The sequence below is a fragment of the Streptomyces sp. NPDC048196 genome, assembly GCF_040652715.1.
Classification (GTDB): domain Bacteria; phylum Actinomycetota; class Actinomycetes; order Streptomycetales; family Streptomycetaceae; genus Streptomyces; species Streptomyces siderophoricus.
Genome location: NZ_JBEZMM010000083.1, coordinates 1 through 25,308, shown reverse-complemented (window position 1 = coordinate 25,308; position 25,308 = coordinate 1). Strand labels below are relative to the sequence as shown.

Annotated in this window: 24 protein-coding genes and 1 pseudogene; 12 read left to right on the top strand and 13 right to left on the bottom strand. The window is 71.7% G+C overall.

What is annotated here, in order from left to right; genetic code table 11:
• Positions 1 to 100 (top strand): annotated as a pseudogene (locus AB0E02_RS37555) (IS481 family transposase); the annotation flags it as partial.
• A 220-nt stretch (positions 101 to 320) separates the two neighbouring features.
• Here the strand turns inward: AB0E02_RS37555 and AB0E02_RS37550 are convergent.
• The 4 genes from AB0E02_RS37550 to AB0E02_RS37535 form a co-directional block, all read right to left on the bottom strand.
• Positions 321 to 770 (bottom strand): VOC family protein, encoded by a 450-nt coding sequence (locus AB0E02_RS37550; RefSeq protein WP_362148691.1) that lies wholly within the window; start codon positions 768 to 770, stop codon positions 321 to 323.
• 172 nt (positions 771 to 942) lie between these two features.
• A complete protein-coding gene (locus AB0E02_RS37545; RefSeq protein WP_362148688.1) occupies positions 943 to 1,881 on the bottom strand; it encodes a beta-ketoacyl-ACP synthase III in 939 nt (312 codons plus the stop codon).
• 268 nt (positions 1,882 to 2,149) lie between these two features.
• Positions 2,150 to 4,438, bottom strand: coding sequence for a heavy metal translocating P-type ATPase (locus tag AB0E02_RS37540; RefSeq protein WP_362148684.1), 2,289 nt, complete (start codon positions 4,436 to 4,438; stop codon positions 2,150 to 2,152).
• 112 nt (positions 4,439 to 4,550) lie between these two features.
• A complete protein-coding gene (locus tag AB0E02_RS37535; RefSeq protein ID WP_362148681.1) occupies positions 4,551 to 5,582 on the bottom strand; it encodes a YafY family protein in 1,032 nt (343 codons plus the stop codon).
• 123 nt (positions 5,583 to 5,705) lie between these two features.
• Here AB0E02_RS37535 and AB0E02_RS37530 point away from each other — a divergent pair, with 123 nt between their 5' ends.
• Together AB0E02_RS37530 and AB0E02_RS37525 are read left to right on the top strand one after the other, a co-directional pair.
• The gene (locus tag AB0E02_RS37530; protein ID WP_362148678.1) at positions 5,706 to 7,232 is read left to right on the top strand and encodes an MFS transporter; all 1,527 of its coding nucleotides are present in this window, start codon (positions 5,706 to 5,708) and stop codon (positions 7,230 to 7,232) included.
• 93 nt (positions 7,233 to 7,325) lie between these two features.
• The gene (locus AB0E02_RS37525) at positions 7,326 to 8,411 is read left to right on the top strand and encodes a magnesium and cobalt transport protein CorA (RefSeq protein ID WP_362148697.1); all 1,086 of its coding nucleotides are present in this window, start codon (positions 7,326 to 7,328) and stop codon (positions 8,409 to 8,411) included.
• Between the two features lie 356 nt (positions 8,412 to 8,767).
• On the opposite strand, the gene AB0E02_RS37520 is transcribed toward AB0E02_RS37525, so the two are convergent.
• Both AB0E02_RS37520 and AB0E02_RS37515 read right to left on the bottom strand, forming a co-directional pair.
• Complete coding sequence (locus tag AB0E02_RS37520) at positions 8,768 to 10,018, bottom strand: MFS transporter (protein WP_362148676.1); 1,251 nt, start codon at positions 10,016 to 10,018, stop codon at positions 8,768 to 8,770.
• Positions 10,015 to 10,743, bottom strand: a complete 729-nt coding sequence (locus AB0E02_RS37515; RefSeq protein WP_362148673.1) for a FadR/GntR family transcriptional regulator — start codon at positions 10,741 to 10,743, stop codon at positions 10,015 to 10,017. The genes AB0E02_RS37520 and AB0E02_RS37515 overlap by 4 nt, the downstream gene beginning before the upstream one ends.
• A 156-nt stretch (positions 10,744 to 10,899) precedes the next feature.
• On the opposite strand from AB0E02_RS37515, the gene AB0E02_RS37510 reads away from it, so the two are divergent.
• The gene (locus AB0E02_RS37510; protein ID WP_362148670.1) at positions 10,900 to 11,337 is read left to right on the top strand and encodes a CrcB family protein; all 438 of its coding nucleotides are present in this window, start codon (positions 10,900 to 10,902) and stop codon (positions 11,335 to 11,337) included.
• A gap of 236 nt (positions 11,338 to 11,573) precedes the next feature.
• Here the strand turns inward: AB0E02_RS37510 and snpA are convergent, their stop codons facing one another.
• A complete protein-coding gene (gene snpA, locus AB0E02_RS37505; RefSeq protein ID WP_362148667.1) occupies positions 11,574 to 12,242 on the bottom strand; it encodes a snapalysin in 669 nt (222 codons plus the stop codon).
• Positions 12,243 to 12,459: 217 nt separating this feature from the next.
• Between snpA and AB0E02_RS37500 the strand changes: the two genes are divergently transcribed.
• Positions 12,460 to 13,419, top strand: a complete 960-nt coding sequence (locus tag AB0E02_RS37500) for a LysR family transcriptional regulator (protein ID WP_362148664.1) — start codon at positions 12,460 to 12,462, stop codon at positions 13,417 to 13,419.
• Positions 13,420 to 13,434: 15 nt separating this feature from the next.
• Here the strand turns inward: AB0E02_RS37500 and AB0E02_RS37495 are convergent, their stop codons facing one another.
• Entirely contained in the window at positions 13,435 to 13,803 is a 369-nt protein-coding gene (locus AB0E02_RS37495) for a YciI family protein (RefSeq protein ID WP_362148661.1), read from the bottom strand.
• Between the two features lie 266 nt (positions 13,804 to 14,069).
• On the opposite strand from AB0E02_RS37495, the gene AB0E02_RS37490 reads away from it, so the two are divergent.
• The 3 genes from AB0E02_RS37490 (at position 14,070) to secY (ending at position 16,704) form a co-directional block, all read left to right on the top strand.
• On the top strand, positions 14,070 to 14,576 hold the full coding sequence (locus AB0E02_RS37490; RefSeq protein ID WP_362148658.1) for a SigE family RNA polymerase sigma factor: 507 nt from the start codon (positions 14,070 to 14,072) through the stop codon (positions 14,574 to 14,576).
• An 11-nt stretch (positions 14,577 to 14,587) separates the two neighbouring features.
• Entirely contained in the window at positions 14,588 to 14,977 is a 390-nt protein-coding gene (locus AB0E02_RS37485; protein ID WP_362148655.1) for a cellulase, read from the top strand.
• Between the two features lie 413 nt (positions 14,978 to 15,390).
• Positions 15,391 to 16,704 (top strand): preprotein translocase subunit SecY, encoded by a 1,314-nt coding sequence (gene secY / locus AB0E02_RS37480; RefSeq protein WP_362148652.1) that lies wholly within the window; start codon positions 15,391 to 15,393, stop codon positions 16,702 to 16,704.
• Positions 16,705 to 16,873: 169 nt separating this feature from the next.
• On the opposite strand, the gene sodN is transcribed toward secY, so the two are convergent.
• Entirely contained in the window at positions 16,874 to 17,269 is a 396-nt protein-coding gene (sodN, locus tag AB0E02_RS37475) for a superoxide dismutase, Ni (RefSeq protein WP_030811304.1), read from the bottom strand.
• 199 nt (positions 17,270 to 17,468) lie between these two features.
• Here sodN and sodX point away from each other — a divergent pair, with 199 nt between their 5' ends.
• Positions 17,469 to 17,939 (top strand): nickel-type superoxide dismutase maturation protease, encoded by a 471-nt coding sequence (gene sodX, locus AB0E02_RS37470; protein WP_362148648.1) that lies wholly within the window; start codon positions 17,469 to 17,471, stop codon positions 17,937 to 17,939.
• Here the strand turns inward: sodX and AB0E02_RS37465 are convergent.
• Positions 17,843 to 18,472 (bottom strand): CGNR zinc finger domain-containing protein, encoded by a 630-nt coding sequence (locus tag AB0E02_RS37465; RefSeq protein ID WP_362148645.1) that lies wholly within the window; start codon positions 18,470 to 18,472, stop codon positions 17,843 to 17,845. The genes sodX and AB0E02_RS37465 overlap by 97 nt on opposite strands.
• A gap of 94 nt (positions 18,473 to 18,566) precedes the next feature.
• Here AB0E02_RS37465 and AB0E02_RS37460 point away from each other — a divergent pair, with 94 nt between their 5' ends.
• A complete protein-coding gene (locus AB0E02_RS37460) occupies positions 18,567 to 19,328 on the top strand; it encodes a class I SAM-dependent methyltransferase (RefSeq protein ID WP_362148642.1) in 762 nt (253 codons plus the stop codon).
• An 84-nt stretch (positions 19,329 to 19,412) separates the two neighbouring features.
• On the opposite strand, the gene AB0E02_RS37455 is transcribed toward AB0E02_RS37460, so the two are convergent.
• From AB0E02_RS37455 to AB0E02_RS37445, 3 genes are read right to left on the bottom strand one after another with little or no spacing between them, the layout of a single operon-like run.
• On the bottom strand, positions 19,413 to 20,165 hold the full coding sequence (locus AB0E02_RS37455; protein ID WP_362148694.1) for an amino acid ABC transporter ATP-binding protein: 753 nt from the start codon (positions 20,163 to 20,165) through the stop codon (positions 19,413 to 19,415).
• Positions 20,166 to 20,209: 44 nt separating this feature from the next.
• Positions 20,210 to 21,151 carry an amino acid ABC transporter permease gene (locus AB0E02_RS37450; protein WP_030811320.1) on the bottom strand — a complete coding sequence of 314 codons (942 nt, stop codon included), beginning with the start codon at positions 21,149 to 21,151 and terminating at the stop codon, positions 20,210 to 20,212.
• Positions 21,152 to 21,211: 60 nt separating this feature from the next.
• Positions 21,212 to 22,186 carry an ABC transporter substrate-binding protein gene (locus tag AB0E02_RS37445; protein ID WP_362148638.1) on the bottom strand — a complete coding sequence of 325 codons (975 nt, stop codon included), beginning with the start codon at positions 22,184 to 22,186 and terminating at the stop codon, positions 21,212 to 21,214.
• Positions 22,187 to 22,727: 541 nt separating this feature from the next.
• Here AB0E02_RS37445 and AB0E02_RS37440 point away from each other — a divergent pair.
• Together AB0E02_RS37440 and AB0E02_RS37435 are read left to right on the top strand one after the other, a co-directional pair.
• A complete protein-coding gene (locus tag AB0E02_RS37440; protein ID WP_362148635.1) occupies positions 22,728 to 23,957 on the top strand; it encodes an NADP-dependent malic enzyme in 1,230 nt (409 codons plus the stop codon).
• A 190-nt stretch (positions 23,958 to 24,147) separates the two neighbouring features.
• The gene (locus tag AB0E02_RS37435; RefSeq protein ID WP_362148632.1) at positions 24,148 to 25,110 is read left to right on the top strand and encodes a zinc-binding dehydrogenase; all 963 of its coding nucleotides are present in this window, start codon (positions 24,148 to 24,150) and stop codon (positions 25,108 to 25,110) included.
• Positions 25,111 to 25,308 lie beyond the last annotated feature (198 nt).

Sequence of the window (25,308 nt, the reverse complement as noted above, 5' to 3'; positions counted from 1 at the left end):
CGACTGGCTGGACTGGTACAACTACCACCGACCCCACACCGGAATCAGCGGCCACACCCCAGCCAGCCGCGTCACCAACCTGTCCGGACAGCACAACTAGGGCGCTTCTGACGGATCTCCGCGGCGTCGCGACGCCTGGCACGCACGCTCGCGGCGTTGCCGAAATACCCCCATGGCTCCGCTATGAAGACATCCCGGCGCCTTGCGGTCGCACGCACCAGGCGCCGCGATCGCACGCACCAGGCGCCGCTCCTTCCTCCACGGAGATCCGTCAGAAGCGCCCTAGGGGTGCTTCCCAGGGGGCTGGTCAGCGGACACGTTCAGGCGCCCTCCGGCCCGTCGCCCGGCTGTTGCGGCAGCGGTGCGAACAGGTCCACCCCGTGGCCGTCCGGGTCCTGGACGACGGCGTAGCGCTGGCCCCAGAACGCGTCCCACGGCGGCTTCTCGCCCCGGTGACCGGCGGCGGTGAGGTCGGCGTAGAGCGCGTCGACGCCGGCCGGGCCGTCGCACTCGAAGGCCAGCCCCGTCGGGGTGCCGGCCGGCGGTGGCGTCCAGTCCGGATCGATGGCGCGGGCGGTCGCTACTACGTCCCACATCAGCCGCAGGCCGCCGGGCAGCTCGGCCTCGGCGTGCGGGGCGGTGTCCGAGCCCGCCGGGACCACCAGGCCCAGCCGGCGGTAGAAGGCGAGGGCGGCGGCCATGTCGGCGACCACCATGCCGAAGGCGGCACAGCGCGGAGAGCCGGGGGAGCGGGGAGGAGTTGTCGTCATGCGGCGAGCGTAGGGAGGCCGCCGGGCCGGGGTCTTGAACGAATCGGACGCCGGCCGGGAACCCGTACGGGCGGAGCCGCCGGCAACCCGTACGGGCGAGGCCGCCGGCCGCGTCGTACGGGCGAAGCCGGGGGACCGCTGAGGGACCGCCCGGCTCTGCTCCGGTAGGGCCTCAGGGGCAGCGGATGATCTGCCCCGCGTACGAGAGGTTGCCGCCGAAGGCGAACAGCAGCACCGGGGCGCCGGAGGGGATCTCACGGCGTTCGACGAGCTTGGACAGGGCCAGCGGGACGGACGCGGCGGAGGTGTTGCCGGAGTCGACGACGTCCTTGGCGACCACCGCGTTGACCGCGCCGATCCGCTCCGCGACCGGCTCGATGATCCGCAGGTTCGCCTGGTGGAGCACCACCCCGGCGAGGTCGGCGGGGGCGATCCCGGAGCGTTCGCAGACCTGGCGGGCGATGCCCGGCAGCTGGGTCGTCGCCCAGCGGTAGACGGTCTGGCCCTCCTGGGAGAACCGGCCGGGTTCGCCCTCGATGCGGACCGCACCGCCCATCTCGGGCACCGAGCCCCACAGCACCGGCCCGATCTCCGGCTCGTCCGCCGCGGTGACCACGGCGGCGCCCGCCCCGTCGCCGGCCAGCACGCAGGTCGTCCGGTCCGTCCAGTCGATCACGTCGGTGAACTTCTCCGCGCCGATGACCAGGGCCGTGGTCGCGGAGCCGGCCCGGATGGCCTGGTCGGCCAGGGCCAGCGCGTGCGTGAAGCCGGAGCAGACCACGTTGACGTCCATCGTGGCGGGCGAGCCGAGGCCGAGCCGGGCGGCGACCCGGGCCGCGGCGTTCGGGCTGCGGTCGACGGCCGTGCAGGTGGCGACCAGCACCAGGTCGACATCCCCGGGGGCGACCCCGCCGGCGGCCAGGGCCTTCGCCGCCGCGGCGGCCGCCATCGCGTCCACGGTCTCGTCCGGAGCCGCGACATGCCGGGTGCGGATGCCGACCCGGCTGCGGATCCAGGCGTCGTCGGTCTCGACCATCGTGGCGAGTTCGTCGTTGGTGAGCACGCGGGAGGGTTGGTAATGGCCGAGAGCCAGGACGCGTGACCCGGTCATGAGGTCTCCCTGTACGTGGAGCGTTGATACGCGGAGCGGGGCTGCGCCGACGGTCGGTACGCGGGCGGTCGGTGGGGACCGTCGGCGGGTGGACTGTCGGTACGCGGATGTTCGTTTCCGCACCAGTCTCACCCGCCGGCGGCTGCCGGCGGGTGAGCGATCCGCCAATGTTCCGGCGCCAGAACTGGAGACTGGCGCCAGAACCGGGACGTCGGGGCAGGTCCGGGCGGTCGCGGGCGTCCCGGGACACCCGCGGCGGGCCCGCCGGTCAGCCGCGGGCGGCCGCGCCGTCCAGGGCCCGGAAGCGGCGCAGCCGGAGGCTGTTGCCGACCACGAAGACCGAGGAGAAGGCCATCGCGGCACCGGCGATCATCGGGTTGAGCAGCCCGGCCGCGGCCAGCGGCAGCGCGGCGACGTTGTAGCCGAAGGCCCAGAACAGGTTGGTGCGGATGGTGCCCAGGGTGGCCCGGGCCAGCCGGATCGCGTCGGCGGCGGTGCGCAGATCGCCGCGGACGAGGGTGAGGTCGCCGGCCTCGATGGCGGCGTCGGTGCCGGTGCCCATGGCCAGGCCCAGGTCGGCGCGGGCCAGGGCGGCCGCGTCGTTGACGCCGTCGCCGACCATCGCGACCGAACGGCCCTCGGCCTGCAGCCGGGCGACCACCGCCACCTTGTCCTCGGGCAGCACCTCCGCGATCACCTCGTCGATGCCGACCTCGGCGGCGACCGATTCGGCGACCGCCCGGTGGTCGCCGGTCAGCAGCACCGGCGCGAGGCCCAGCGCCCGCAGCCGGCGGACCGCCTCCGCGCTGGTGGGCCGGACCGCGTCGGCGACCACCAGCACCGCCCGCGCCGCGCCGTCCCAGCCGACGGTGACCGCGGTGCGGCCCTGGGCCTCGGCCGCGGCCTTGGCGGCGGCCAGCCCGTCCGGCAGGCCGTGGGACCACTCGTCCAGCAGCTGGGCGCGGCCCACCAGGACGGTGTGCCCGTCGACGACCCCGCGGACGCCGAGGCCGGGGACGTTGGTGAAGTCGTCCGGGGTGGGCAGGGTGCCGACGCGGGCCGCGGCGCCGGTGGCGACGGCCCGGGCGATCGGGTGCTCGGAGGCGTGCTCCAGCGCCCCGGCCAGCCGCAGCGCCTCGGCCTCCGGCACGCCCTCGGCGAGGTGCACCTCGGTCAGCGTCATCACGCCCGTCGTGACCGTGCCGGTCTTGTCCAGCACGATGGTGTCCACCGTGCGGGTCGACTCCAGCACCTCGGGCCCCTTCAGCAGGATGCCCAGCTGCGCGCCGCGCCCCGTGCCGACCATCAGCGCGGTCGGGGTGGCCAGGCCCAGGGCGCACGGGCAGGCGATGATCAGGACGGCGACCGCCGCTGTGAAGGCGGCCACCGCGCCCGCGCCGGTGGCGAGCCAGTAGCCGAGCGTGCCGACGGCGAGCGCGATCACGACCGGGACGAACACGGCGGAGATCCGGTCGGCCAGCCGCTGCGCCGCGGCCTTCCCGTTCTGCGCGTCCGCCACCAGCCGCGCCATCCGGGCCAGCTGGGTGTCCGCGCCGACCCGGGTGGCCTCGACGACCAGCCGGCCGCCCGCGTTGACCGTCGCGCCGGTGACGGTGTTGCCGGGGGAGACCTCGACCGGGACGGACTCGCCGGTGAGCATCGAGGCGTCCACGGCGGAGGCGCCCTCCACGACCTTGCCGTCGGTGGCGATCTTCTCGCCGGGCCGTACGACGAACCGGTCGCCCACCCTCAGCTCCGCCACCGGGACGCGCACCTCCCGGCCGTTCCGCAGGACCGCGACGTCCTTGGCGCCCAGCTCCATCAGGGCCCGCAGCGCCGCCCCGGCCTTCCGCTTGGCGCGCGCCTCGAAATAGCGCCCGGCCAGGATGAACGTGGTGACGCCGGCCGCGGCCTCCAGATAGATGGCGCTGCTGCCGCCGGTGCGGGTGATGGTCAGCTCGAAGGGGTGGGTCATCCCCGGCATCCCGGCGTCACCGAAGAACAGCGCCCACACCGACCAGCCGAGCGCCGCCAGGGTGCCCATCGAGATCAGCGTGTCCATCGTGGCGGCGCCGTGCCGCAGATTCGTCCAGGCCGCCCGGTGGAACGGCCAGGCGCCGTACGCCACCACCGGGGCGGCCAGGGTGAGCGAGAGCCACTGCCAGTTGGTGAACTGCAGCGGCGGCACCATCGCCATCAGGACCACAGGGACGGACAGCGCCAGCGAGACCAGCAGGCGGTGGCGCAGCAGGGCGAGGGCGGCGTCGGGCTGCTCGTCCGGCCCGCCGTCCGGCCCCTCGCCGGGCGGCTCGGCGGCCGCCGGGGGCTCGGGGACCGCGGCGGTGTAGCCGGTCCGCTCCACGGTGGCGATCAGGTCCGCGGCCGTGACCCCGCTGCCCTCCGCGACCGCGACCTGCGCCTTCTCGGTGGCGTAGTTGACGGTGGCGGTGACGCCCCCCATGCGGTTGAGCTTCTTCTCGATGCGGGCGGCGCAGGACGCACAGGTCATCCCGCCGATCTCCAGCTCGACGCCGTGCTCTCCGATCGCGGTGGTCATGGCTGCTCCTCGGTGTGCTGCGACTGCGTATCCCGCCTGCGCGTACCCCGCCTGCGTGTTCCCCCTACGGAACGTTATACCCCCCGAGGGTATTCCGGCCGAGGATATCCCCTCACGCCGCATCCCCCTCCGGCGGGTTCCCGCCCGCGGCGCTGCCGTCCCCCGGGTCCGCGCCCGGCCCGCTCCCGTCCACCGCCCGGCTCACCCGCTCGCCCATCGCCCGCAGATACGCGGACAGCTCCACCGGTTCGTGCACCGTGAACGCGCACCCCAGCAGCGCCAGCCGCATCGCCAGCCACTCCAGCGAATCGGGCGCACTGTGCCAGCGGCACGACCCGTCGTCCAGCGGCACGACCTCACCCGCCGCCGGCCCGCCCAGCCGCGCGGTCACCTCGCCGGCCGGCGCGTACACCGTGGCCACCGCCCGGTGCGCCGGGGCCATCCCCTGCATCCGCTCCCGCACGTACGCCCCCGCGTCGGCGGCCGGCAGCTCGCGCGGCGCGGTCCGTACGCCGGTGGGGAACGGCTCGCTCAGCCGGTCCACCCGGAAGATCCGCCAGTCCTCCCGGTCGTTGTCGTACGCCACCAGGTACCAGCGCCGGCCCGCCGCCACCAGCCGGTGCGGCTCCACCAGGCGCTTGCTCCGCTCCCCGGCGCCCGCCCGGTAGGCGAAGCGCAGCCGCTCGTGGTTGGCGATCGCCGCGGCGAGCACCGTCAGATGCTCCGGATCGACCCTCGGGCCGTCCCCGGCCGGCATCGGGACGGTGGCCGTGCCCAGCGTGCCCACCCGGCGCCGCAGCCGGGACGGCAGCACCTGTTCCAGCTTGGCCAGCGCCCGTACGGACGCCTCCTCGATGCCCGCGATGGTGTGGCCGGCCGCCGACCGCAGGCCCACCGCGATGGCCACCGCCTCCTCGTCGTCCAGCAGCAGCGGCGGCATCGCGGTCCCCGCCGCCAGCCGGTACCCGCCCACCGCGCCCATCGTGGCGTGCACCGGATACCCCAGGTCCCGCAGCCGCTCGACGTCCCGCCGGATCGTACGGGAGATCACCCCCAGCCGCTCCGCCAGCTCCGGCCCGGGCCATTCGCGCGGGGTCTGCAGCAGGGACAGCAGATTCAGCAGACGTGCCGATGTCTCACTCATGCACCGATGATGCCGCAGGTAGTAGGACGGCCTCTGTCCTACATGGGCCCTAGTGTTCGTCGAAGACGTCCCCGCACCACCGCTCGCGGACGCCGCACCACCGACCACGGACCCGGAGTACCCATGACCACGCCCGCCCCCGCCGCGCCCGACCGCAGACGCTGGACAGCGCTCGCCGTCGTCCTCACGGCCGCCTTCATGGACCTGGTCGACGCGACCATCGTCAACATCGCCCTGCCGAGCATCCAGCAGGACACCGGCGCCGCCTTCAGCTCCCTGCAGTGGGTGACCGCCGGCTACGCCCTCGCCTTCGCGCTCGGCCTGATCACCGGCGGACGGCTCGGCGACATCCACGGCCGCAAGCGGCTGTTCCTGCTCGGCATGGCCGGCTTCACGCTCGCCTCCGCGCTGTGCGGATTCGCCGCAGGCCCGGGCATGCTGATCGGGGCGCGGGTTCTCCAGGGCGCGATGGCCTCGCTGATGGTGCCGCAGGTGCTCGCGATCATCCACGTCACCTTCCCGGCACACGAACGCGGCAAGGTCTTCGGGATGTTCGGCGCGGTGATCGGCCTGGGCGCGGTCTGCGGACCGCTGATCGGTGCGCTGCTCACCCAGGGCGACCTCTTCGGCCTGGAATGGCGCCCGATCTTCCTGATCAACCTCCCGGTCGGGGTGGCCGGCATCCTGCTCGGCCGCCGCTTCATCACCGAGTCCCGCTCCCCGGGCGCGCTGCGCCTCGACCTCGTCGGCACCGCACTCGCCACCGTCGGCCTGCTGATGCTGCTCTACCCGCTCACCCAGGGCCGGGAGTCCGGCTGGCCGCTGTGGGGCTTCGTCTCGATGGGCGCGAGCCCCCTCGTCCTGGCCGGCTTCGTCCGCTACGAGCGCGCCAAGGCCCGCAAGGACGGCTCACCGCTCGTCGAACTCTCCCTCTTCCGGGTCCGGTCCTTCGCGGCGGGCGCCGCCGTCCAGCTCACCTTCGGCGCGGTCAGCGGCCTGTTCTTCCTGATCTGGACGCTGTTCATGCAGCTGGGCCTGGGCTGGGGGCCGCTGCACGCCGGGCTGACCGGGGTGCCGTTCTCGCTCGCCTGCTCGGTGGCGGCCGGCATGTCGGTGCAGAAGCTGGTGCCGCGCTTCGGCCGCGCGGTCCTGCAGGCGGGCGCACTGATCATGCTGTCCGGCGCCCTGCTCTACATCTGGGAGGCCGACCACTACGGCACCGCCCTCACCTCCTGGCAGATGGCGCCGGCGATGCTGCTGATGGGCGCCGGGATGGGGCTGATCGTCGCGCCGGTCACCGATGTGGCGATCTCCGAGGTGCCGGCCGCGCACTCCGGCTCGGCGTCCGGCATCTTCAACACCACCGGCCAGCTGGGCATGGCGCTCGGCCTGGGGCTCTCGTCGGTGGCCTTCTTCGGGGCCGTCGGCGGGCCGGTGGAATCCGGCGGCGGGGCGGCCGCGCCCGGCGCCGCCCACCCCGCGTTCATCGCCGCCACCACCCACGCCCTGTGGTGGGTCGCGGCCGGCCTGGTCCTCGTCCTGGCCCTGCTCTTCCTGCTCCCGCGCCGGGCCACCACCCCGCAGACGGAGCCGCAGGACGCACCGGCGAGCGCGGCGGAGGAGCACCCCCGGCCGGTCCCCGTCCCCTGACACGCGGCCCGGGGGCGGCGTCCGCGGGGCGCAAAAACACCCGCTTTGGCATACCGTTCCCGGGCGCCCGCAGGCCATACTGGCCGGGTGTCGATGATCAGCAACCTCCGCAAGGCCGTCCGGCTTCCGCAGCCGCGTACGCGCGGGGTGGACCTCAGCCACCCCGCGCGCTCGCCGCTGGGCACCGCCGTGGTCAACTGCGCGGTGTACGTCGACGGCGTGCGGCAGGACGGCAACCAGCCGGCCGATGTGGCGATACGCCGGGTACGGGAGTCCGGCAGAGGGTTCGTCTGGATCGGGCTGCATGAGCCGTCCGAGAAGGAATTCGCCGGAATCGTCGACCTGTTCGGGCTGCATCCGCTCGCCGTCGAGGACGCCGTGTACGCCCACCAGCGCCCCAAGCTGGAGCACTACGACGACTCGCTGTTCACCGTGCTGAAGACGGTGCGCTACGTCGAGCACGACCGGCTCACCGACAGCAGCGAGGTGGTGGAGACCGGCGAGATCATGGTCTTCACCGGCATCGACTTCGTGATCACCGTCCGGCACGGCGGGCACGGCTCGCTGGGGCCGCTGCGCGAGCAACTGGAGCGGGTGCCCGAGCAGTTGGCGCTCGGCCCGTCCGTCGTCCTGCACGCCGTCGCCGACCTCGTCGTGGACGACTACCTGGACGTCGCGGCCGCCGTCCAGGACGACATCGACGACGTCGAGAGCGAGGTCTTCTCGGAACGCGGCAGCGGCGGCGCCGGCCGGATCTACCAGCTCAAGCGCGAGCTGCTGGAACTCAAGCGCGCGGTGGCCCCGTTGGACCGGCCGATGCGGGAGCTGGCGACCCGGTCGATGCGGCAGGTCGACCCGCAGATCAAGACGTACTTCCGGGACGTCGCCGACCACCTCGCCCGGGTCACCGAACAGATCACGGCCTTCGACGAACTGCTCAACTCCATACTCCAGGCCCATCTCGCCCAGGTCACGGTCGCGCAGAACGAGGACATGCGCAAGATCAGCGCCTGGGTCGCCATCCTCGCCGTACCGACCATGGTCTGCGGCATCTACGGCATGAACTTCGACCACATGCCGGAAAAGCACTGGACGTTCGGCTATCCGCTGGTGATGACGCTGACCGTGGTCATCTGCTGGGTGATCCACCGCGGGTTCAAGCGGAACGGGTGGCTTTGAACGGGGGCTTCGGGCGGGTGGCTTGAGGTAAGTGGTTCGAATCGGGGCGGATGGCCTTGGGCGGGGCGTCCGCGGGGAGGCGTCGCCCGCCGCGTAGGGGGATTCCCCTAGGGCGGATGCGAACAGATTCCCTAGGGGATGCGAGCGCCCCCTGTGGGGCCACAACGGGGTGGCGGGCGAGGGTATTCCCGGCGGAACAGCGGGGAACGAGGCACGGCGCACGGGGCACGGGCACAACACACGGGGCACGGCGCACGGGGCACGGCGCACGGGGCACGGGCACAACACACGGGGCACGGCGCACGGGGCACGGCGCACGGGGCTCGGGCCCCGGGGGGAGGCCGGTGGCAAAGCTGTCAGCGGCCCGTCACGTGCCGGTGGCGGGCCGCGCCCCAGGCGGCCGTGATCTGGGGGAGGAGCAGGGCCAGGAGGACCGTCAGCGGGACCGTCCAGCTGCCGGAGGCGTCGTGTACGGCGCCCAGGACTGCCGGGCCGGTGGCGGCGAGGACGTAGCCGAAGCACTGCGCCATGCTGGACAGCTGGGCGGTGTGCCGGGCGTCCGGGGCCCGCTGGACGATGAACAGCAGCGCCAGGCTGATCGCCGCGCCCTGGCCGAGCCCCAGCAGCACCATCCACACGTACGCCCCGGCGACCGGCGCGGTCAGCATCCCGGTGAACGCCGCCGCGCACAGCAGGGCGCCCAGGGTGGCCAGCGTGCCGGCCGACAGCCGGCGGCCGACGACCACCGGCGCGAGGAACGAACCCGCGATGCCCAGCAGCGAGGAGAACGACAGCATCCAGCCGGCGTCGCCCGCGCTCATCCCGGCGTCGGTGAGCATCGTCGGCAGCCAGGCGGCGGCCGCGTAGTAACTCAGCGACTGCAGGCCCATGTACGCGGTGACCTGCCAGGCCAGCGCGGAGCGCCACAGTCCGCGCACCGGACGGGCGGCCTGCCGGGCCGCGGCCGCCGGCACCCGCGTACGGCTGCGCACCTGCGGCAGCCAGCAGAGCAGCGCGACGAGCGCGAGCGCACCCCAACAGGCCAGCGTGGCCTGCCAGTTGAGGCCAACGGCGTGCTGGACCGGGACCGTCACCCCGGCCGCGAGCGCCGCGCCGCCGAAGAGCGACATCGAGTACAGACCGGTCATCAGCCCGGCGCGCGCCGGGAAGTCCCGCTTGATCAGGCCCGGCAGCAGGACGTTCGCCACCGCGATGCCGGCCCCGATCACGACCGTGCCGGCGAACAGCGCCACCACCGAGTCCAGCAGCCGCAGCGCGGTGCCCAGGCAGATCAGCGCCATCGTGCCGAGCAGCGACCGCTCCATGCCGAACCGGCGCCCCAGTCGCGGTGCGACCGGCGCCAGCAGCCCGAAGCAGAGCAGCGGCAGCGCGGTGAGCAGGCTCGTCGCGGCGGCCGACATGCCGCTGTCGTCCCGGATCGTGCCGGCGAGCGGGGAGACCGCGACCAGCGCGGGACGCAGGTTGAGCGCCAGCAGGACGACGCCGGCACCGAGGTGGAGGGCGCCGCGGCCGGTGGCCCCGGGGCCCGCGGTCGGCGGCGCGGGCGGCGCGGGAGCCGTGCGGGTGGCGGTCCGGTCGGTGGTCACTGCGGGTCTTCCTCCGTGCGGTCCGGGCCCGCCCCGGCGCCGTCGCGCAGGGCCGCCATGCCCTCGCTCAGATGCGCCAGCGCGGCCCGCTCGGCGGCCTGCGCGTCGCCCGCCTCGATGGCGTCGACGATGGCCTCGTGCGCGTCGTACTGGTTGCGGACGGAATCGGGGACCGGGGCGCCGACGACCGACTGGAGCGTGGCCCGCAGGGCGTCGCTGAGGTGGTCGTAGAGGTCGGCGAGGACGCTGTTGTGGGCCGCGGCGGCGATGGTGCGGTGGAAGTCCAGGTCCGCGTCGATGAAGGCGGGCAGGTCGCCGCCGCGCCAGGCCCGGTCCCGCTCGGCGAGGGCGGCACGCAGCGCGGCGAGGTCCTCGTCGGTGCGGCGCAGGGCCGCGTACCGTGCGGCGTCGCGCTCCAGCGAGGCGCGCACCTCGAACGTCTCCAGGTCGCCGGCCCGCCGCAGCCGCCGCTGTACGGCGGCGCCGAAGCCGCTGCTGGCGCGGACGTAGGTCCCGTCGCCCTGGCGCGGCTCCAGCATCCCGGTGTGCACCAGGGCGCGCACCGCCTCGCGGACGGTGTTGCGGCCCACGTCGAGCTGCTCGACGAGCACCGGCTCGGCGGGGATCTTCGTCCCGACCGGCCACTCGCCGCCGGCGATCAGGCCCTCCATCTGCTCGATGACCAGGTCCACCAGGCTCGTCCGGGCGGTGCTGCGCAGCGGCATCGACGACGTCCTTCCCCTCACGACCGGAGCGCGGTCCGGCCCCATTCCACCGGTGATGGGAACATCCCATGTTTGTGGCTGTCAAACGAGGACCACCTGGAGGAGGTCCAATGAGGAACGGTGCAGTGGCCCGAGGGCCTTGATCACGGGAGGCACATGAACGCGCGAGTCCGCCGGCCGCCGCCCTGGCGTGGGCAGTGGCCGGTGATCGGTGTGGTGGCCGCGGGCGGGGCCCTCGGCGCCGCGGCCCGGTACGGGGCCTTGCTGCTCCGGCCCGGCGGACCCGCCGCGTTCCCCTGGACGATCCTGGCCGTCAACGCGGCCGGCTGTGCGCTGATGGGTGTCCTGATGGTGCTGATCACCGAGGCCCGGACCGCGCACCCGCTCGTGCGCCCGTTCCTCGGCACCGGCGTCCTCGGCGGGTTCACCACCTTCTCTACCTACGCGCTGGACGTCCAGCGGCTGGTCGCCGCCGGACGGGTGGCGGCCGCGGCGGCGTACCTCGCGGGCACCGTGCTCGTCGCGCTCGCCGCCGTATGGGGCGCGGCGGCCGCCACCCGCGCCCTCCTCGGATCCGGCCGCCGGGCGGGGTGAGCGCGGAGAACGGACCGGTGACCGCGGCGAAAGCCCGGGCGCGAGGCACGAAAAAGCGGTGGGGCTCCGAGGGAGCCCCACCGCAAGGGCGGCGCAGGAAATGCGAGGCTGGTGGGGATACGAGAGCCGGCCGCCAGGATCCGGTACTCGTCAGCCCAGGCCGGGGGCGTGGACCGTCCGCCGTCAGCGCGGTCCGGTCCGCCGGCCACCGCCGAACCCGTGGTGCGAACCGGGCGTCAGGACGCCTTGCCGAAGTGGACGCCCGTCAGGCCGTTGGCCCACAGCTGCTCCACCTGGGCGCGCTCGTTCGCGTCCGGCTGGGTGTTCTGGCAGGACGTGCCGGGGCCGCCGCCGGACATCAGCTCGCTGCACGGGCCCTCGTAGTGGTCCGGCAGACCCAGCACATGGCCGGTCTCGTGGGCGGTCACGCGGGTGGAGTTGTACTCCTGGTTCTGCTGGTAGTCCAGGAACACATAGCCCTTGCCGTGGCCGTCGGTGCTGGCGTACGAACCCCGCGGGTCGTTGCCCTCGCGGTACTGGAAGTCGCCGCCGCTGCCCTCGTGCAGCTGCACGTTCTTGACGGCGCTGTTCCAGATCGACGCGCTCTCGGCTATCTGGCTCTTGAAGGTCGGTGCGGCGCTCGCGTCGTAGGTCACGGTGACCGATTCCGCGTGCGGGTGGGCCTTCAGCTTGGCCCGCGCCGACTTCATCACGGCCTCGAAGAACGCCTTGGTGTCCGCCTTCTCGGCCGCCGAGCCGTTGTAGGCGGCGATCGACGCCGAGGTGCTGAAGTGGGAGGAGTGGGTGGGGGAGGGGGAAGCTGCCGAAACCGGCGCCGCGGCTGCGAGCGCGGCGGCGAGGCCCAGACCGAGCGCCGCCGACAGCGCCGTCTTGGGAGATCTCATGTGGGGGCTCCTTCATCTCCGAGGGCCGTACGGTCGCCGTGTGGGGCGGCGACCGGGGCCCTGCGGATTTCTCGTGCCGTTGAGTCTGGACGGACTTCACCCGCAAGGCGGAGATGTTAGGTGGCGATAGCTTGGCGCAATACCCTCGCGAAAAAGGCGAGTTCCGGCGGGTTTGAGAGCCTGGTGTGACCGATGCCCTCGTCGTTATGCTCCCGACGTGGAGCTAGAGGTACGGCATCTTCGCGCACTGTGCGCCATCGCGGACTCCGGCAGCGTACGCAAGGCGGCCCGGCAACTCGGCATGACCCAGCCCTCCTTGACGACACAGCTCCACCGCATCGAGAAGGCCCTCGGTGGCCAGCTCTTCTTCCGCGAACCGACCGGCAGCCGGCCCACCCCGCTGGGGCATGCGGTGCTGTGCCGGGCCCGGCCGATAGTGGCCGAAATGCGGGCGCTTGTCGACGAGGTCGCGTCGGTCTCGCACCGTGCGCAGGGCGCCCGGCTGCACATCGGCAGCACCAACAGCCCCGCCGTCGCCGGCTGGCTGCGCCGGCTACGGGTCCGGCTGCCCGAAACGGACACGACCATACGTGCCGATGTGTCCGCCAATGCCCTGCTGCACATGGTCGCCACGGGCCAGCTCGACGCCGCGTTCGTGCACGAGGTCGAGGGCGCCCCGCTGCGCGTCCCCGACGGCCTGGTCGAGCACGAACTCATCGCCCGCGAACCGCAGTTCATCGCCCTGGCGGACAGTCACCCGGCGGCCGCGCAGGAGGTCGTACGGGTCGCCGACCTCGCCGAGGACCAGTGGATGGTCGACCCGACGGTGGACGGCGAATGGGCCGGTTTGCGCCGTATATGGGCGGCGGCCGGAATCAACCCCCGGGTGGTGCACGGCGATTACCTCACCGCGGTGGACCTGGTCACGGCCGGCGAGGTGGTCACCCCCTGCCAGCCGACCGCCCGCTCCCGGCACGGCATGGCCATCCGCCCCCTGTACGGCGACCCGCTCGCGGTCCGGCTCTTCATGGCCTGCCGCCAGGACGGCACCCCGGCCGGCACCCCGGACGAGCTGTTCGCCGACCTGACCGCCTCCTACATGGAGATCGCCTGGGCGAGCGACGCCTACCGCGCCTGGCTCGCCCGCCACGACGGGCCGCTGCCGGTGGCGACGTAGCGCCCTCCCCGGGCCTCACCCCCCGACGGCCGCCGGCTCGTCCACCTGCCGGACCTCGGCGGTCAGGGTCCACGCGTCCCCGTGCACCCCCAGGAAGCGCTCGGCCCACCCGACCGCCTCCTGCTGCGAGCCGGCCCGGATCAGCGCGTATCCGCCGATCACCTCTCCGTCCTCCTGGAACGGCCCCTCGGCCGCGGTGACCCGCCCGCCCGACAGACGCAGCCGGGTGCCCTGTGTGCTCGACGTCAGCCCCGCGGTGTCCAACAGCACCCCGGCCGCGGTCATCTCGTCGAGGAGCGTGCCCATCCGCTCCATCAGCTCCGCGCCGGGCCCGCCGGCGGGCATCGCGTTCTCGTCGGTCCTGAGCAGCATCATGAAGCGCATGGCGGCCTCCCGTGTCCGTGTCGCGTCGTCCGTACGGCGCCCGGCCGGCCCCTGCCGGGTGGCCGGATCGCCCCCTTTACTAACCCGACGAACCGCCCCGTGCCGGCCCGACACCACCTGGAATGCGCTTTAGGTGCAAAGAAGTGGCTTACGCACGGGCCGGGGTGGGCGTGTGAGGCAGCTCACGTCCGAGGAGTGCATAGCGGGACGTGGGTCAGTGCCTTTGTAGGGGCGTAGGCAAGTGATCGAGGGGAGGGACGGCGTTGATGGGGCAGATGCGGGCCGATGCGTTCGACCGGTTCGTCGCGGCTCGTTGGTCGGCACTGCTTCACCTGGCGCATCTGCTCACCGGTGGAGACCGGCACCGGGCCGAGGATCTGCTGCAGGAGGCGCTGGTCAAGCTGTGGTTCGCATGGCCGAGGGTGGCCGAGCAGGCGCCGGAGGCGTATGTGCGCCGGGTGCTGGCACGTGCGGCGGCCCGCTCGGCACGACGTCGCTGGTGGGGCGAGCGTCCGGTGGAACGGCTGCCGGAGCTTCCCGCGGCCGGCGATGTGGCCGCTGCCGTGGAGGAACGGACGCGGTTGGAGGCCGCGTTGGCATTGCTGCCGGTGCGGCAGCGCGCCGCGGTGGTGCTGCGCTACTACCAGGACCTGTCCGAGGTGCAGGTTGCCGAGGCGCTGGGGTGTCCGGTGGGCACCGCCCGGTCCCTCACGTCACGGGGCGTGACGCGGTTGCGGCAGGTCCTGGGTGACGCCATCGAGCCGGTGAAGTGAAAGGAGACATCATGGAAGACTTCGAACACGAACTCGCGCGGATGATGCGCGACACCCAGGCAAACACCCCCTTTGAGGACCAGCACCGGCAGCGGCTGCAAGCCGGGGTCCGGGCCCGTCGGCGTGCTCGTACGGTCTGGATGGCCACCGGCTCGGCACTGACGATCGCCGGGCTCGGCGTCGGGCTGGAAGTCCTGCCGAGCGCCTCCGCCCAGGGCGGGCCCGCCGTTCCTCATCACCGACCCACCTCCACGACCGCGCCGGTCCCCACCCCGAACCGCACCTGCACCACCGTGCCGGTCCCGCTTCCGGCCCACACCTCCACGACCGTGCCGGTCCCGCTCCCCACCCGCACCTGCGCGACCGCGCCGGCCCCGGCCCCCACCTCAACGGCCAAGTAGCGCCGGCTTGAGGGAGCGAGCGGAAGTGCCGTAAGGACGCTCCGCCACTCGCCCCGAGCGAACGCTGCGCCGCACTGCCGCTGGACCTTCGGTCGACCACCACCACCGGCCGCCCCACGGCCGGCGGATCCGCGAGCCACCGGTGGTTGCCCGCGTACCCCGCCGCGTCGGTTTCCACGACGCTGCCGCGGCGCCTGCCGGCCCCGCCTGCCCGGCATCACGAGCTCCCTGACGTCACGTCAGCCCTGGCGGAATTCAGAAATCTTCTCCCGGCCGGCGATGACGCCTGCCCGCAACCGGAATACCGCGGCGCGTCCAGCTCGGCAAAGCCATTGGCGATCGGTCCGCGAAGACAACGAACGGGCTCGACCCCACTCTTACCCATGCGCCTGGGATTAAGGACGACTTGAAAAGTGCCTACCGTATTCACCAGGGCTTTCAAAGAGCCCGGTCTCCGCAAAAAGATGCTCTGCACGCTGGGAATCCTGCTGCTCTACCGGTTGGGGCAGAACGTCCCGGTCCCCGGGGTGAATTACCGGTACGTTGCGCAGTGCATCAAGGAGGGTGGTGGCAACGGCGGCCTCTTCGGCCTGATCAACACGTTCAGCGGTGGTGCGCTGCTGGAACTCACCGTCTTCGCCCTGGGTATCACGCCGTACATCACGGCGAGCATCATCCTTCAACTGCTGACGGTGGTCATTCCGCGCCTGGAGGCGCTGAAGAAGGAGGGCCAGGCGGGCACCGCGAAGATCACCCAGTACACCCGGTACCTGACGCTGGGCCTGGCGGTGCTCCAGGGCGCCGCCGTGGTGGCCAAGGCGCAAAGCGGCGGACTCTTCCCCACCTGCCAGGTCCGGGCCCAGATCGTCCCGGACACCTCGATCTTCCGGACCTCCGTCATGGTCCTCACGATGACCGCCGGCACCGCCCTGGTGATGTGGCTGGGAGAGCTCATCACCGACCGCGGCATCGGCAACGGCATGTCCCTCCTGATGTTCACCTCCCTCGCCGCCAGCTTTCCGGCCAACCTGTGGGGGATAAAGAAGTCGGGCAAAATCCTGGGTGGCTGGGGCGAGTTCGGCCTCGTGATCGCGGTCGGCCTCTGCATGGTCTGCCTCGTGGTATTCGTCGAGCAGGCGCAGCGCCGGATTCCGGTGCAGTACGCGAAACGAATGATCGGCCGCCGCTCCTACGGCGGCACGTCGACCTACCTCCCGCTGAAGGTGAACCAGGCGGGTGTCATTCCCGTCATCTTCGCCTCGTCACTGCTCTCCATTCCCACGTTGATCGATCTCGGGGGTGACTCGGCGTCCGGATGGGCCCGGTGGATCGCCACGAATCTCGCCGGGGGCGACCAACCGATCCATCTGACCCTTTACTTCCTGCTGATCGTCGCCTTCGCGTTCTTCTACGTCGCCATCTCCTTCACCCCCAAGGAAGTCGCCGACAGCATGAAGAAGCACGGCGGGTTCATCCCCGGCATCCGGGCCGGCCGCCCCACGGCTGAGCACCTGGGTCACGTGCTCAACCGGATCACCTGGCCGGGAGCGCTCTACCTGGGGCTGATCGCCCTGGTGCCCACGGCGGCACTGGTGCTGTTCAACGGCAGCAATTTCCCGTTCGGCGGCACGAGCATCCTCATCATCGTGAGCGTCGGACTGGAGACGGTGAAGCAGATCGAGAGTCAGCTCCAGCAGCGCAATGACGAAGGGTTCCTCCTGCGCTGACGCGCATCGCTCTGGCCGCGAGGGCCGCGGATCCACGCGCGCCTGCGGCCGGGCAAAGAAGACCGCACCCGCTCCGTCATGGCCGCCGTGTTCGGCGGCATGCGGACCGGGTGCGGACAGGTAGCCGAGGCCGCCCGCGAAAGTGCAGGTCAGGCCGCCTGGCCGAGACTCAGGCCTTCTTGGTCTCCCAGAAGATCTTGTCGATCTGGGCGATGTAGTCGAGGGCCTTCTGGCCGGTCGCCGGGTCGTTGGAACCCTTGGCCGCACTGAGGGCCTTGAGGGTGTCGTTCACGAGCTGGTGCAGCTCGGGGTACTTCTCGAAGTGCGGGGGCTTGAAGTAGTCGCTCCACAGCACCGAGACGTGGTGCTTGGCCAGCTCCGCGCGCTGCTCCTTGATCAGGACGGCGCGGGTGCGGAAGTCGGGGTCCTCGTTGGCCTGGTACTTCTCCTGGACGGCCTTGACCGACTCGGCCTCGATGCGGGCCTGGGCCGGGTCGTAGACGCCGCAGGGCAGGTCGCAGTGGGCGCTGACCTTGACCTTGGGCGCGAACAGGCGGGAAAGCATGTGCAGTCCTTCCTCGTGATCGTCTTCTCAGGTGCGAGATTACTCGGTGCGGGAAGGCTTTTCTCGGGCGGCCCGGGGGTCTTAGGGCAAAAGTCCGGTGCCGGGCCGGGACTGTTGGAGGATGGACCTGAGCGAAGCGAAATGCCCCCGGACGGAGACCGGGGGAGGGTCGGACCGGGGCTGGACCGGGAGGTAAGGGATGCCGGAGCGGGTGGACGAGCGCGGGCCGGAGCAGGGCGAGGGCGCGGAGCCGGGGCCGGAGCGGGCCGGGCTGCTCCGCGCGTTCGGGCTGGCCGAGGTCTACAACCCGTCGATGGTGCCCACGCTGCTCCCCGGTGATCAGCTGGTGGTGCACTACGGCGCGGTGGTGCGGCCCGGTGACGTGGTGGTGCTGCGGCACCCGTTCCGGCAGGACCTGCTGATCGTCAAGCGGGCCGTGCGGCGGCAGGACGGCGGCTGGTGGGTCCGGGGGGACAATCCGTTCGTCGAGAACGACAGCCGGGAATTCGGGGTCGTTCCGGACGAACTGGTCCTCGCCCGTGCCCGGCTGCGGCTGCGGCCGCCGCGCGGGGTTCAGCGGTCGGTGCCCGCGCTGCTCTCCTGGGCGGCGTCCGCGGTCCGTCCGGTGCGGGCCGAGCGCTCGCTCTCCAGGCGCTTGCGGGCGCGGTAGGCGGCGACGTTGGCGCGGGTGGCGCAGCGGTCGGAGCAGTAGCGCCGGGAGCGGTTGGTCGAGGTGTCCAGGTAGACGTGGCGGCAGGGGGCCGCCTCGCAGATGCCCAGCCGGTCCACGCCCAGTTCGGTGAGGTGGAAGGCCAGCCCCATGCAGGCGGTCGCGGTGAAGCCGGCCGTCGCGTTGGCGGCCTGCTCGGCGATGTGCATGTGCCACTTGGGTCGCCCGTCATCGTCCCGGTGCTCATGGCCGGAAATCTGCGGGCTGACCGGGAACTCCATCATCAGCGCGTTGAGCAGGTCCACCGCCAGGACCTCGTCGCCGGCGGCGGCGGCCTCGAAGACCGCGCGCAGCCGGGCGCGCACCGCCCGCAGTCGGGTGACGTCGCTGTCGGTCGCCCGCCGGGCCGCCTGCTGGGCGGGCCCGAAGAGCTCGCGCACGGCCTCGACCGAGGTCAGACTGTCGCTGCCGCGCTCGGGCTGCTCGGTGTTGACCAGTCGCACGGCATAGTCCGAGTAATAGGCCAGTTCCACTTGTAGTCCTTACGGGCGGTGGATAGGGTGCGGTCGTATGGGTGCAGTAATGGGCAGATCCATTACTAGGGTATTACGGCCTGGAGGGGAAGCGATGACCGAGACCGTCGTCGGTGCCGATTGGCAGGCGTGGCAGGACAGTTGGGACCGCCAGCAGGAGTGGTACCTCCCCGACCGGGAGGATCGGTTCCGGGTGATGCTCGACATGGTCGAGGCGCTGGTGGGCCCCGCGCCCCGGGTGCTCGACCTCGCGTGCGGGACCGGCAGTATCACCGACCGGCTGCTGAAGCGGTTCCCGGAGGCCGGGAGTGTGGGCGTCGACCTGGATCCCGCGCTGCTGGCCATCGCGGAAGGGTACTTCGAGAACGAGCCCCGGGTCAGGTTCGTACGGGCCGATCTGAAGGACCCCCACTGGACGGCGAAGCTGCCGCACGACTCCTACGACGCGGTCCTCACCGCGACCGCGCTGCACTGGCTGCACTCCGAGGACCTGCGGGCCCTCTACGGCCAGCTCGGCGCGCTGGTGCGGGACGGCGGGGTGTTCCTCAACGCCGACCGCATGCCGGAGGCGTCCACCCCGCGGATCAACGCCGCCGAGCGGGCCTTCCGGCACGCCCGGATGGACGAGGCCAAGGCCGCCGGCGCGGTCGACTGGGCCGAGTGGTGGCAGCTGGCCGCCGCCGACCCGCGGCTGGCCGGGCCGACCGCCGAGCGCTTCGAGATCTACGGCGAGCACGCCGACGGCGACACCCCGTCGGCGGCGTGGCACGCGGCCGCCCTGCGGGACTCGGGCTTCGCCGAGGCCCGGACGGTGTGGTCCTCGCCCACCGACGCGCTGGTGCTCGGGCTGAAGTAGCGCCGCCCGTACACAGCAGCGGTGGGCCGCCCCCTCGGGGAGCGGCCCACCGTGCCGTATCACCGCGCGTCCGGCAGGTACGCCTTACAGCACCTTCGACAGGAACGACTTCGTCCGCTCGTGCTGCGGGTTGCCCAGGACCTCGCGCGGGTGGCCGGACTCGACGACCACCCCGTTGTCCATGAAGACCAGCGAATCGCCGACCTCACGGGCGAAGCCCATCTCGTGGGTGACGACGATCATCGTCATGCCGTCCGCCGCCAGGTCCTTCATGACGTCCAGGACGTCACCGACCAGCTCCGGGTCGAGCGCCGAGGTCGGCTCGTCGAAGAGCATCAGCTTCGGCTCCATGGCCAGGGCCCGGGCGATCGCCACCCGCTGCTGCTGGCCGCCGGAGAGCTGCGAGGGGTAGTTCCCGGCCTTGTCGGCCAGCCCGACCCGGTCCAGGAGCTTGGTCGCGCGCTCCCGGGCCGCGGCCCTGGACTCGCCCTTGACCTGGACCGGCGCCTCCATGACGTTCTCGATCGCGGTCATGTGCGGGAAGAGGTTGAAGCGCTGGAAGACCATGCCGATGTCGCGGCGGCGGGCGGCGACCTCGCGGTCGCGCAGCTCGTAGAGCTTGCCGTTGTTCTCGCGGTAGCCGACCAGTTCGCCGTCGACGGACAGCCGGCCGGCGTTGATCTTCTCCAGGTGGTTGATGCAGCGCAGGAACGTCGACTTGCCGGAACCGGACGGGCCGATCAGGCAGAAGACCTCCCGGGGCGCGACCTCCAGGTCGATGCCCTTGAGGATGTGCGCCGCGCCGAAGGACTTGTGGACGCCCTCGGCCTTGACCATCGGGCCGCCGCTGCTGCCGGCGGTCTTCGTCGTCAGCTTGCTGGTCATCCGACACCTCCTGCGGAGCGGTTGAAGCCGCCGGACAGCCGCGCCTTGGCGCGCTGGAGCGGAGTGGGCGGGAGCTGGCGGCTGGAGCCCCGCGCGTAGTAGCGCTCCAGGTAGTACTGGCCGATGCTGAGCACCGTGGTGGCGATCAGGTACCAGGTCGCGGCGAGGATCAGCATCTCGACCACGACACCGGAGTCCCGGCCGACGTTCTGTGCGGCCTGCAGGAGGTCGTAGTACTGCACGGCGATGACCAGTGAGGAGGTCTTCAGCATGTTGATGACCTCGTTGCCGGTCGGCGGCACGATCACCCGCATCGCCTGCGGCACGATGATCCGGCGCAGCGTCCTGCCGTGGCTCATGCCCAGCGCGTGCGCCGCCTCGGTCTGGCCCTCGTCGACGGCGTTCAGGCCGGCCCGGCAGATCTCCGCCATGTACGCGGCCTCGTTGAGGCCGAGGCCGAGCAGCGCGCACAGGAACGGGGTCATGAAGTCCGACCACTCGTCCTTGTAGATCGGCATGATGTCGATGTACTGGAAGACCAGGCCAAGGTTGAACCAGAGGAACAGCTGGACGTACACCGGGGTGCCGCGGAAGAACCAGACGTAGAACCACGCGACGGTCGACGTCACCGGGTTCTTGGACTGGCGCATCACGGCCAGGATCACGCCGAGCACGATGCCGATGATCATCGACAGGACGGTGATCAGCAGGGTGTTGCGCAGGCCCTTGAGGATGTCCCCGTTGAACATGTACTGGGGAATGGCGCCCCAGTTGACGTTCCCGGAGGCGAAGGCCCGGAACAGCAGCGCGACCAGCCCGATGACCACGAGCGCCGCGACCCAGCGCCCGTAGTGGCGGACCGGGATGGCCTTGATGGACTCGGGCGGGGGCGGGGCGTCCGCCGGCGGCTGGGCCGGCTTGTCGACGTCAACTGACACGGAGGTTGCCTTTCAGCATTCGGCGGGAGGGCCGGAGGGGACGGGACGGCTGCCGGCGGCTCAGGTGCCGCCGTTGAGCTTCACTTCCTTGACCGCCGCGTCCTTGACGTCCCACTTGTCCAGGACCTTGGCGTACGAGCGATTCTTGATCGCGAGTTCCACGGCCGCCTTGAGGGCGTCGCGGAGCTTCTCCTGGCCCTTGGGGACGGCGATGCCGTACGGGGCCGCCTTGAGGGGCGCGCCGCCGACCATCTGGAAGTCCTTGCCGTGCCCGGAGACCTTCACCGCGTACGCCGCGACCGGGTAGTCGCTGGAGACGGCGTCCACGCCCGCGGTACGCAGCCGGGTCTGGGCCTCGGAGTCGTTGTCGAACGCCTCGATGGAGATCGGCTCCTCGCCGTTCTTCTGGCAGGCCTTCGACTTGTCCTTGGCCAGGTCGTGCGAGACCGTGCCGCGCTGGACCGCGATCTTCTTGCCGCACAGCGTTTCCCAGCCGTCGACGCCGTTGGTCTTGCCCTTCTGGGTGTACAGCGAGACGCCGACGTTGAGGTAGTCGATGAAGTCGACGCCCTGGCCGATCTTCTTGCCGGTGTTGCTGTCGATGCCCTCCTGGCGCTCCTTGGTGTCCGTCATCGCCGACATCGCGATGTCGTAGCGCTTGGATTTCAGGCCGCCCATGAGGGTGTCGAAGGTGGCGTTGTTGAAGTTGAGCTTGATGCCCAGCTCCTTGCTCATCGCCGCCGCGAGGTCCGGGTCGATGCCCTCGATCGCGCCGTTCGAGCGGAACTCCACCGGCTTGTAGGTGATGTCCGACCCAACCTGGAGCAAGCCCTTTTCCTGCACGTCCTTGGGCAGCAGCTTGAACAGCGGCGCATGAACGTTCCGGTTCTTCTGCGCCTCACGCCGGGCGATCGCCGCATCGGTCTGGTCGCCGCAGGCGCTGAGCACCATCAGCGAGGCGACGACCGCGGCCGCGGCGGCCACGGCTTTACGGTGCCTGCCGGCGGCCGGGCGGCGCGTGGTGCTTGCGGTCATGCTGATCCTCCTGCGGGTGGAGAAGCCGACGTGACAAAGACGTGACGAAGGGGCCGTGCGCACCCCTTCGAGCGTCGCGACCTCGGTTGGTGACGGAATCTTGCCATCCGGACTCCGGTATTCGGACTGTCGTACAGGTCAAAATCGGATAACGGACGGGGAAGTGGAGGTGACGGCCCTGTGGCAGATGTGAAACCAGCGTCCCGCGGGAAGCCAGGGGCGTTAGGTTCGCTCCAGGCGTCTCGAAATCCGGACAGCGGACTCATGGCTCTTCTGCCTTTTTCGTCCATTTCGCCGTTATTGTCGGGCCTCTGAACCCGAGGGTAATGAATCTGACTCGTCGGGGCCCGCGCCCGTCGGGTAGAAAGGTGCGTTACACCCCTCATCCGGGGCTCAGGGCGCGTGTGCGGCGCGCCCGGCGTCCGTACCTCCCCCCGCGCGGCGGCCAACCGTCACGCAGGGCGCGGACGCGGTGCCCGCCCACCCCTTAACCAGGGAGTGGTCACCCTCAGCAGATTTACGAATAAAAGGGGTAAGACAAGTGGCAGCGGAGATCGTCAATCCCGCCAGCGACGGCAATACCGGCGCGGACGAAGACCCGGGCACAGCGCCCGACGGCACCTTCGATCCGGCCTTCGCGCTGCATCGCGGCGGCAAAATGGCCATTCAGGCAACCGTCCCGGTGCGCGACAAGGACGACCTGTCCCTCGCGTACACACCGGGCGTCGCCAAGGTGTGCAGCGCCATCGCCGAGCAGCCCGAGCTCGTGCACGACTACACGTGGAAGTCCCAGGTCGTCGCGGTCGTCACGGACGGCACCGCGGTGCTGGGCCTGGGCGACATCGGCCCGGAGGCCTCCCTCCCCGTGATGGAGGGCAAGGCCATCCTGTTCAAGCAGTTCGGCGGAGTGGACGCGGTGCCGATCGCGCTCGCCACCACCGACACCGACGAGATCATCGAGACCGTCGTCCGGATGGCACCGTCCTTCGGCGGCGTCAACCTGGAGGACATCTCGGCACCGCGGTGCTTCGAGATCGAGCGCCGGCTCCAGGAAGCCCTGGACATCCCGGTCTTCCACGACGACCAGCACGGCACGGCCGTCGTCACCCTCGCCGCGCTGCGCAACGCCGCGAAGCTCACCGACCGCTCGCTGGGGCAGCTGCGCGCGGTCATCTCCGGCGCCGGCGCGGCCGGGGTCGCCATCGCCAAGATCCTCATCGAGGCGGGCATCGGCGACGTCGCGGTCTGCGACCGCAAGGGCGTGGTCTCCGCTGACCGCGAGGACCTCACCGACGTCAAGCGCGACCTGGCCGGCTTCACCAACAAGGCCAAGCTGACCGGTTCGCTGGAGCAGGCGCTGGACGGCGCCGACGTCTTCATCGGCGTCTCCGGCGGCACCGTGCCGGAGGCGGCGGTGGCGAAGATGGCGAAGAACTCGCTGATCTTCGCGATGGCCAACCCCACCCCGGAGATCCACCCCGACGTCGCGCACAAGTACGCGGCCGTGGTGGCCACCGGACGCAGCGACTTCCCCAACCAGATCAACAACGTGCTCGCCTTCCCCGGCATCTTCGCCGGAGCCATGCAGGTGCGCGCGTCGCGGATCACCGAGGGCATGAAGCTCGCCGCCGCCGAGGCGCTGGCCGCCGTCGTCGCCGACGAACTGAGCGCCGACCGGGTCATCCCCTCGCCGTTCGACGAGCGGGTCGCCCCGGCCGTCACCGCCGCCGTGGCCGCCGCCGCCCGCGCCGAGGGCGTGGCGCGCCGCTGAGCCCCGGACGGCCTTGCCGCCCCGTGCAACGGGCCGGGCCCGCACCTCCCTCAGGGTGCGGCCCGGCCCGTTTGCGGTGTGCGGCCTGGTGAGGTGCGCGGCCGTTGTGCCGGTTTGCGGCCGGGTGGCGCGGTGCGTGTCACACCCGTGCGCGGTACCGCGGGGCCCGCCCGCGGCCTACGTTGGGATCATGTTTGCTGCCTATGCCGCCCGCATCGACCGTGACCAGCCGCTGAACGGCCTCGAGTTGGGGGACCGCCCGGCCCCCGACGTACGCCCTGGCTGGACGACCGTCAACGTCAAGGCCGCCTCGCTCAACCACCACGACCTGTGGACGCTGCGCGGGGTGGGCATCACCGAGGACACGCTGCCGATGATCCTCGGCTGCGACGCCGCCGGGATCGACGCGGACGGCAACGAGGTCGTCCTGCACTCCGTCATCGGCCAGACCGGTCACGGCGTCGGCCCCAAGGAGAAGCCCTCCATCCTCACCGAGCGCTACCAGGGCTCCTTCGCCGAGCAGGTCACCGTCCCCACCTGGAACGTGCTGCCCAAGCCGAAGGAGCTCTCCTTCGAGGAGGCCGCCTGCCTGCCGACCGCCTGGCTGACCGCGTACCGGATGCTGTTCACCAACGGAGGCGTGCGCCCCGGGGACAGCGTGCTGGTCCAGGGCGCGGGCGGCGGTGTCGCGACCGCCGCCATCGTCCTCGGCGCCGCGGCCGGCCTGCGGGTCTTCGCCACCAGCCGGGACGAGGCCAAGCGCAAGCGCGCCCTGGAGCTCGGCGCCGAGGCGGTGTTCGCCAGCGGGGAGCGGCTGCCGCAGCGGGTGGACGCGGTGATCGAGACCGTCGGTGCCGCCACCTGGTCGCACTCCGTCAAGTCGCTGCGACCCGGCGGAACGCTCGTCATCTCCGGCGCCACCAGCGGTTTCACCCCCAAGAGCGGGGAGCTGAACCGGATCTTCTTCCTGGAGCTGAAGATCGTCGGCTCGACGATGGGCAGCAAGGAGGAACTCGCCGGCCTGCTCAGCTTCTGCGCCGCGAAGGGGATCCGCCCGGTGATCGACTCCACCCTCCCCCTGGACCGCGCCCGCGAGGGCTTCGCGAAGATGGCGGAGGGCGACCTCTTCGGCAAGATCGTCCTCACGGTCTGAAATTTGCCCCACGTAGCTGGCTTTCCCGCCGTCGGGGTTGCTCGCCGTTGCGCTTTGCGGGGCCTCGCACGTACTCGTCTGCGGCGTCGCGGGGCGTGTTCGCCGTTGCGCCTGCGGCGGGCTGGGTGGGTGTCGGGTGCGGTGACGGGCCTCCGGGGCCGGTTGTGTGGACTGCTGACGCTTTACGTCCACACAACC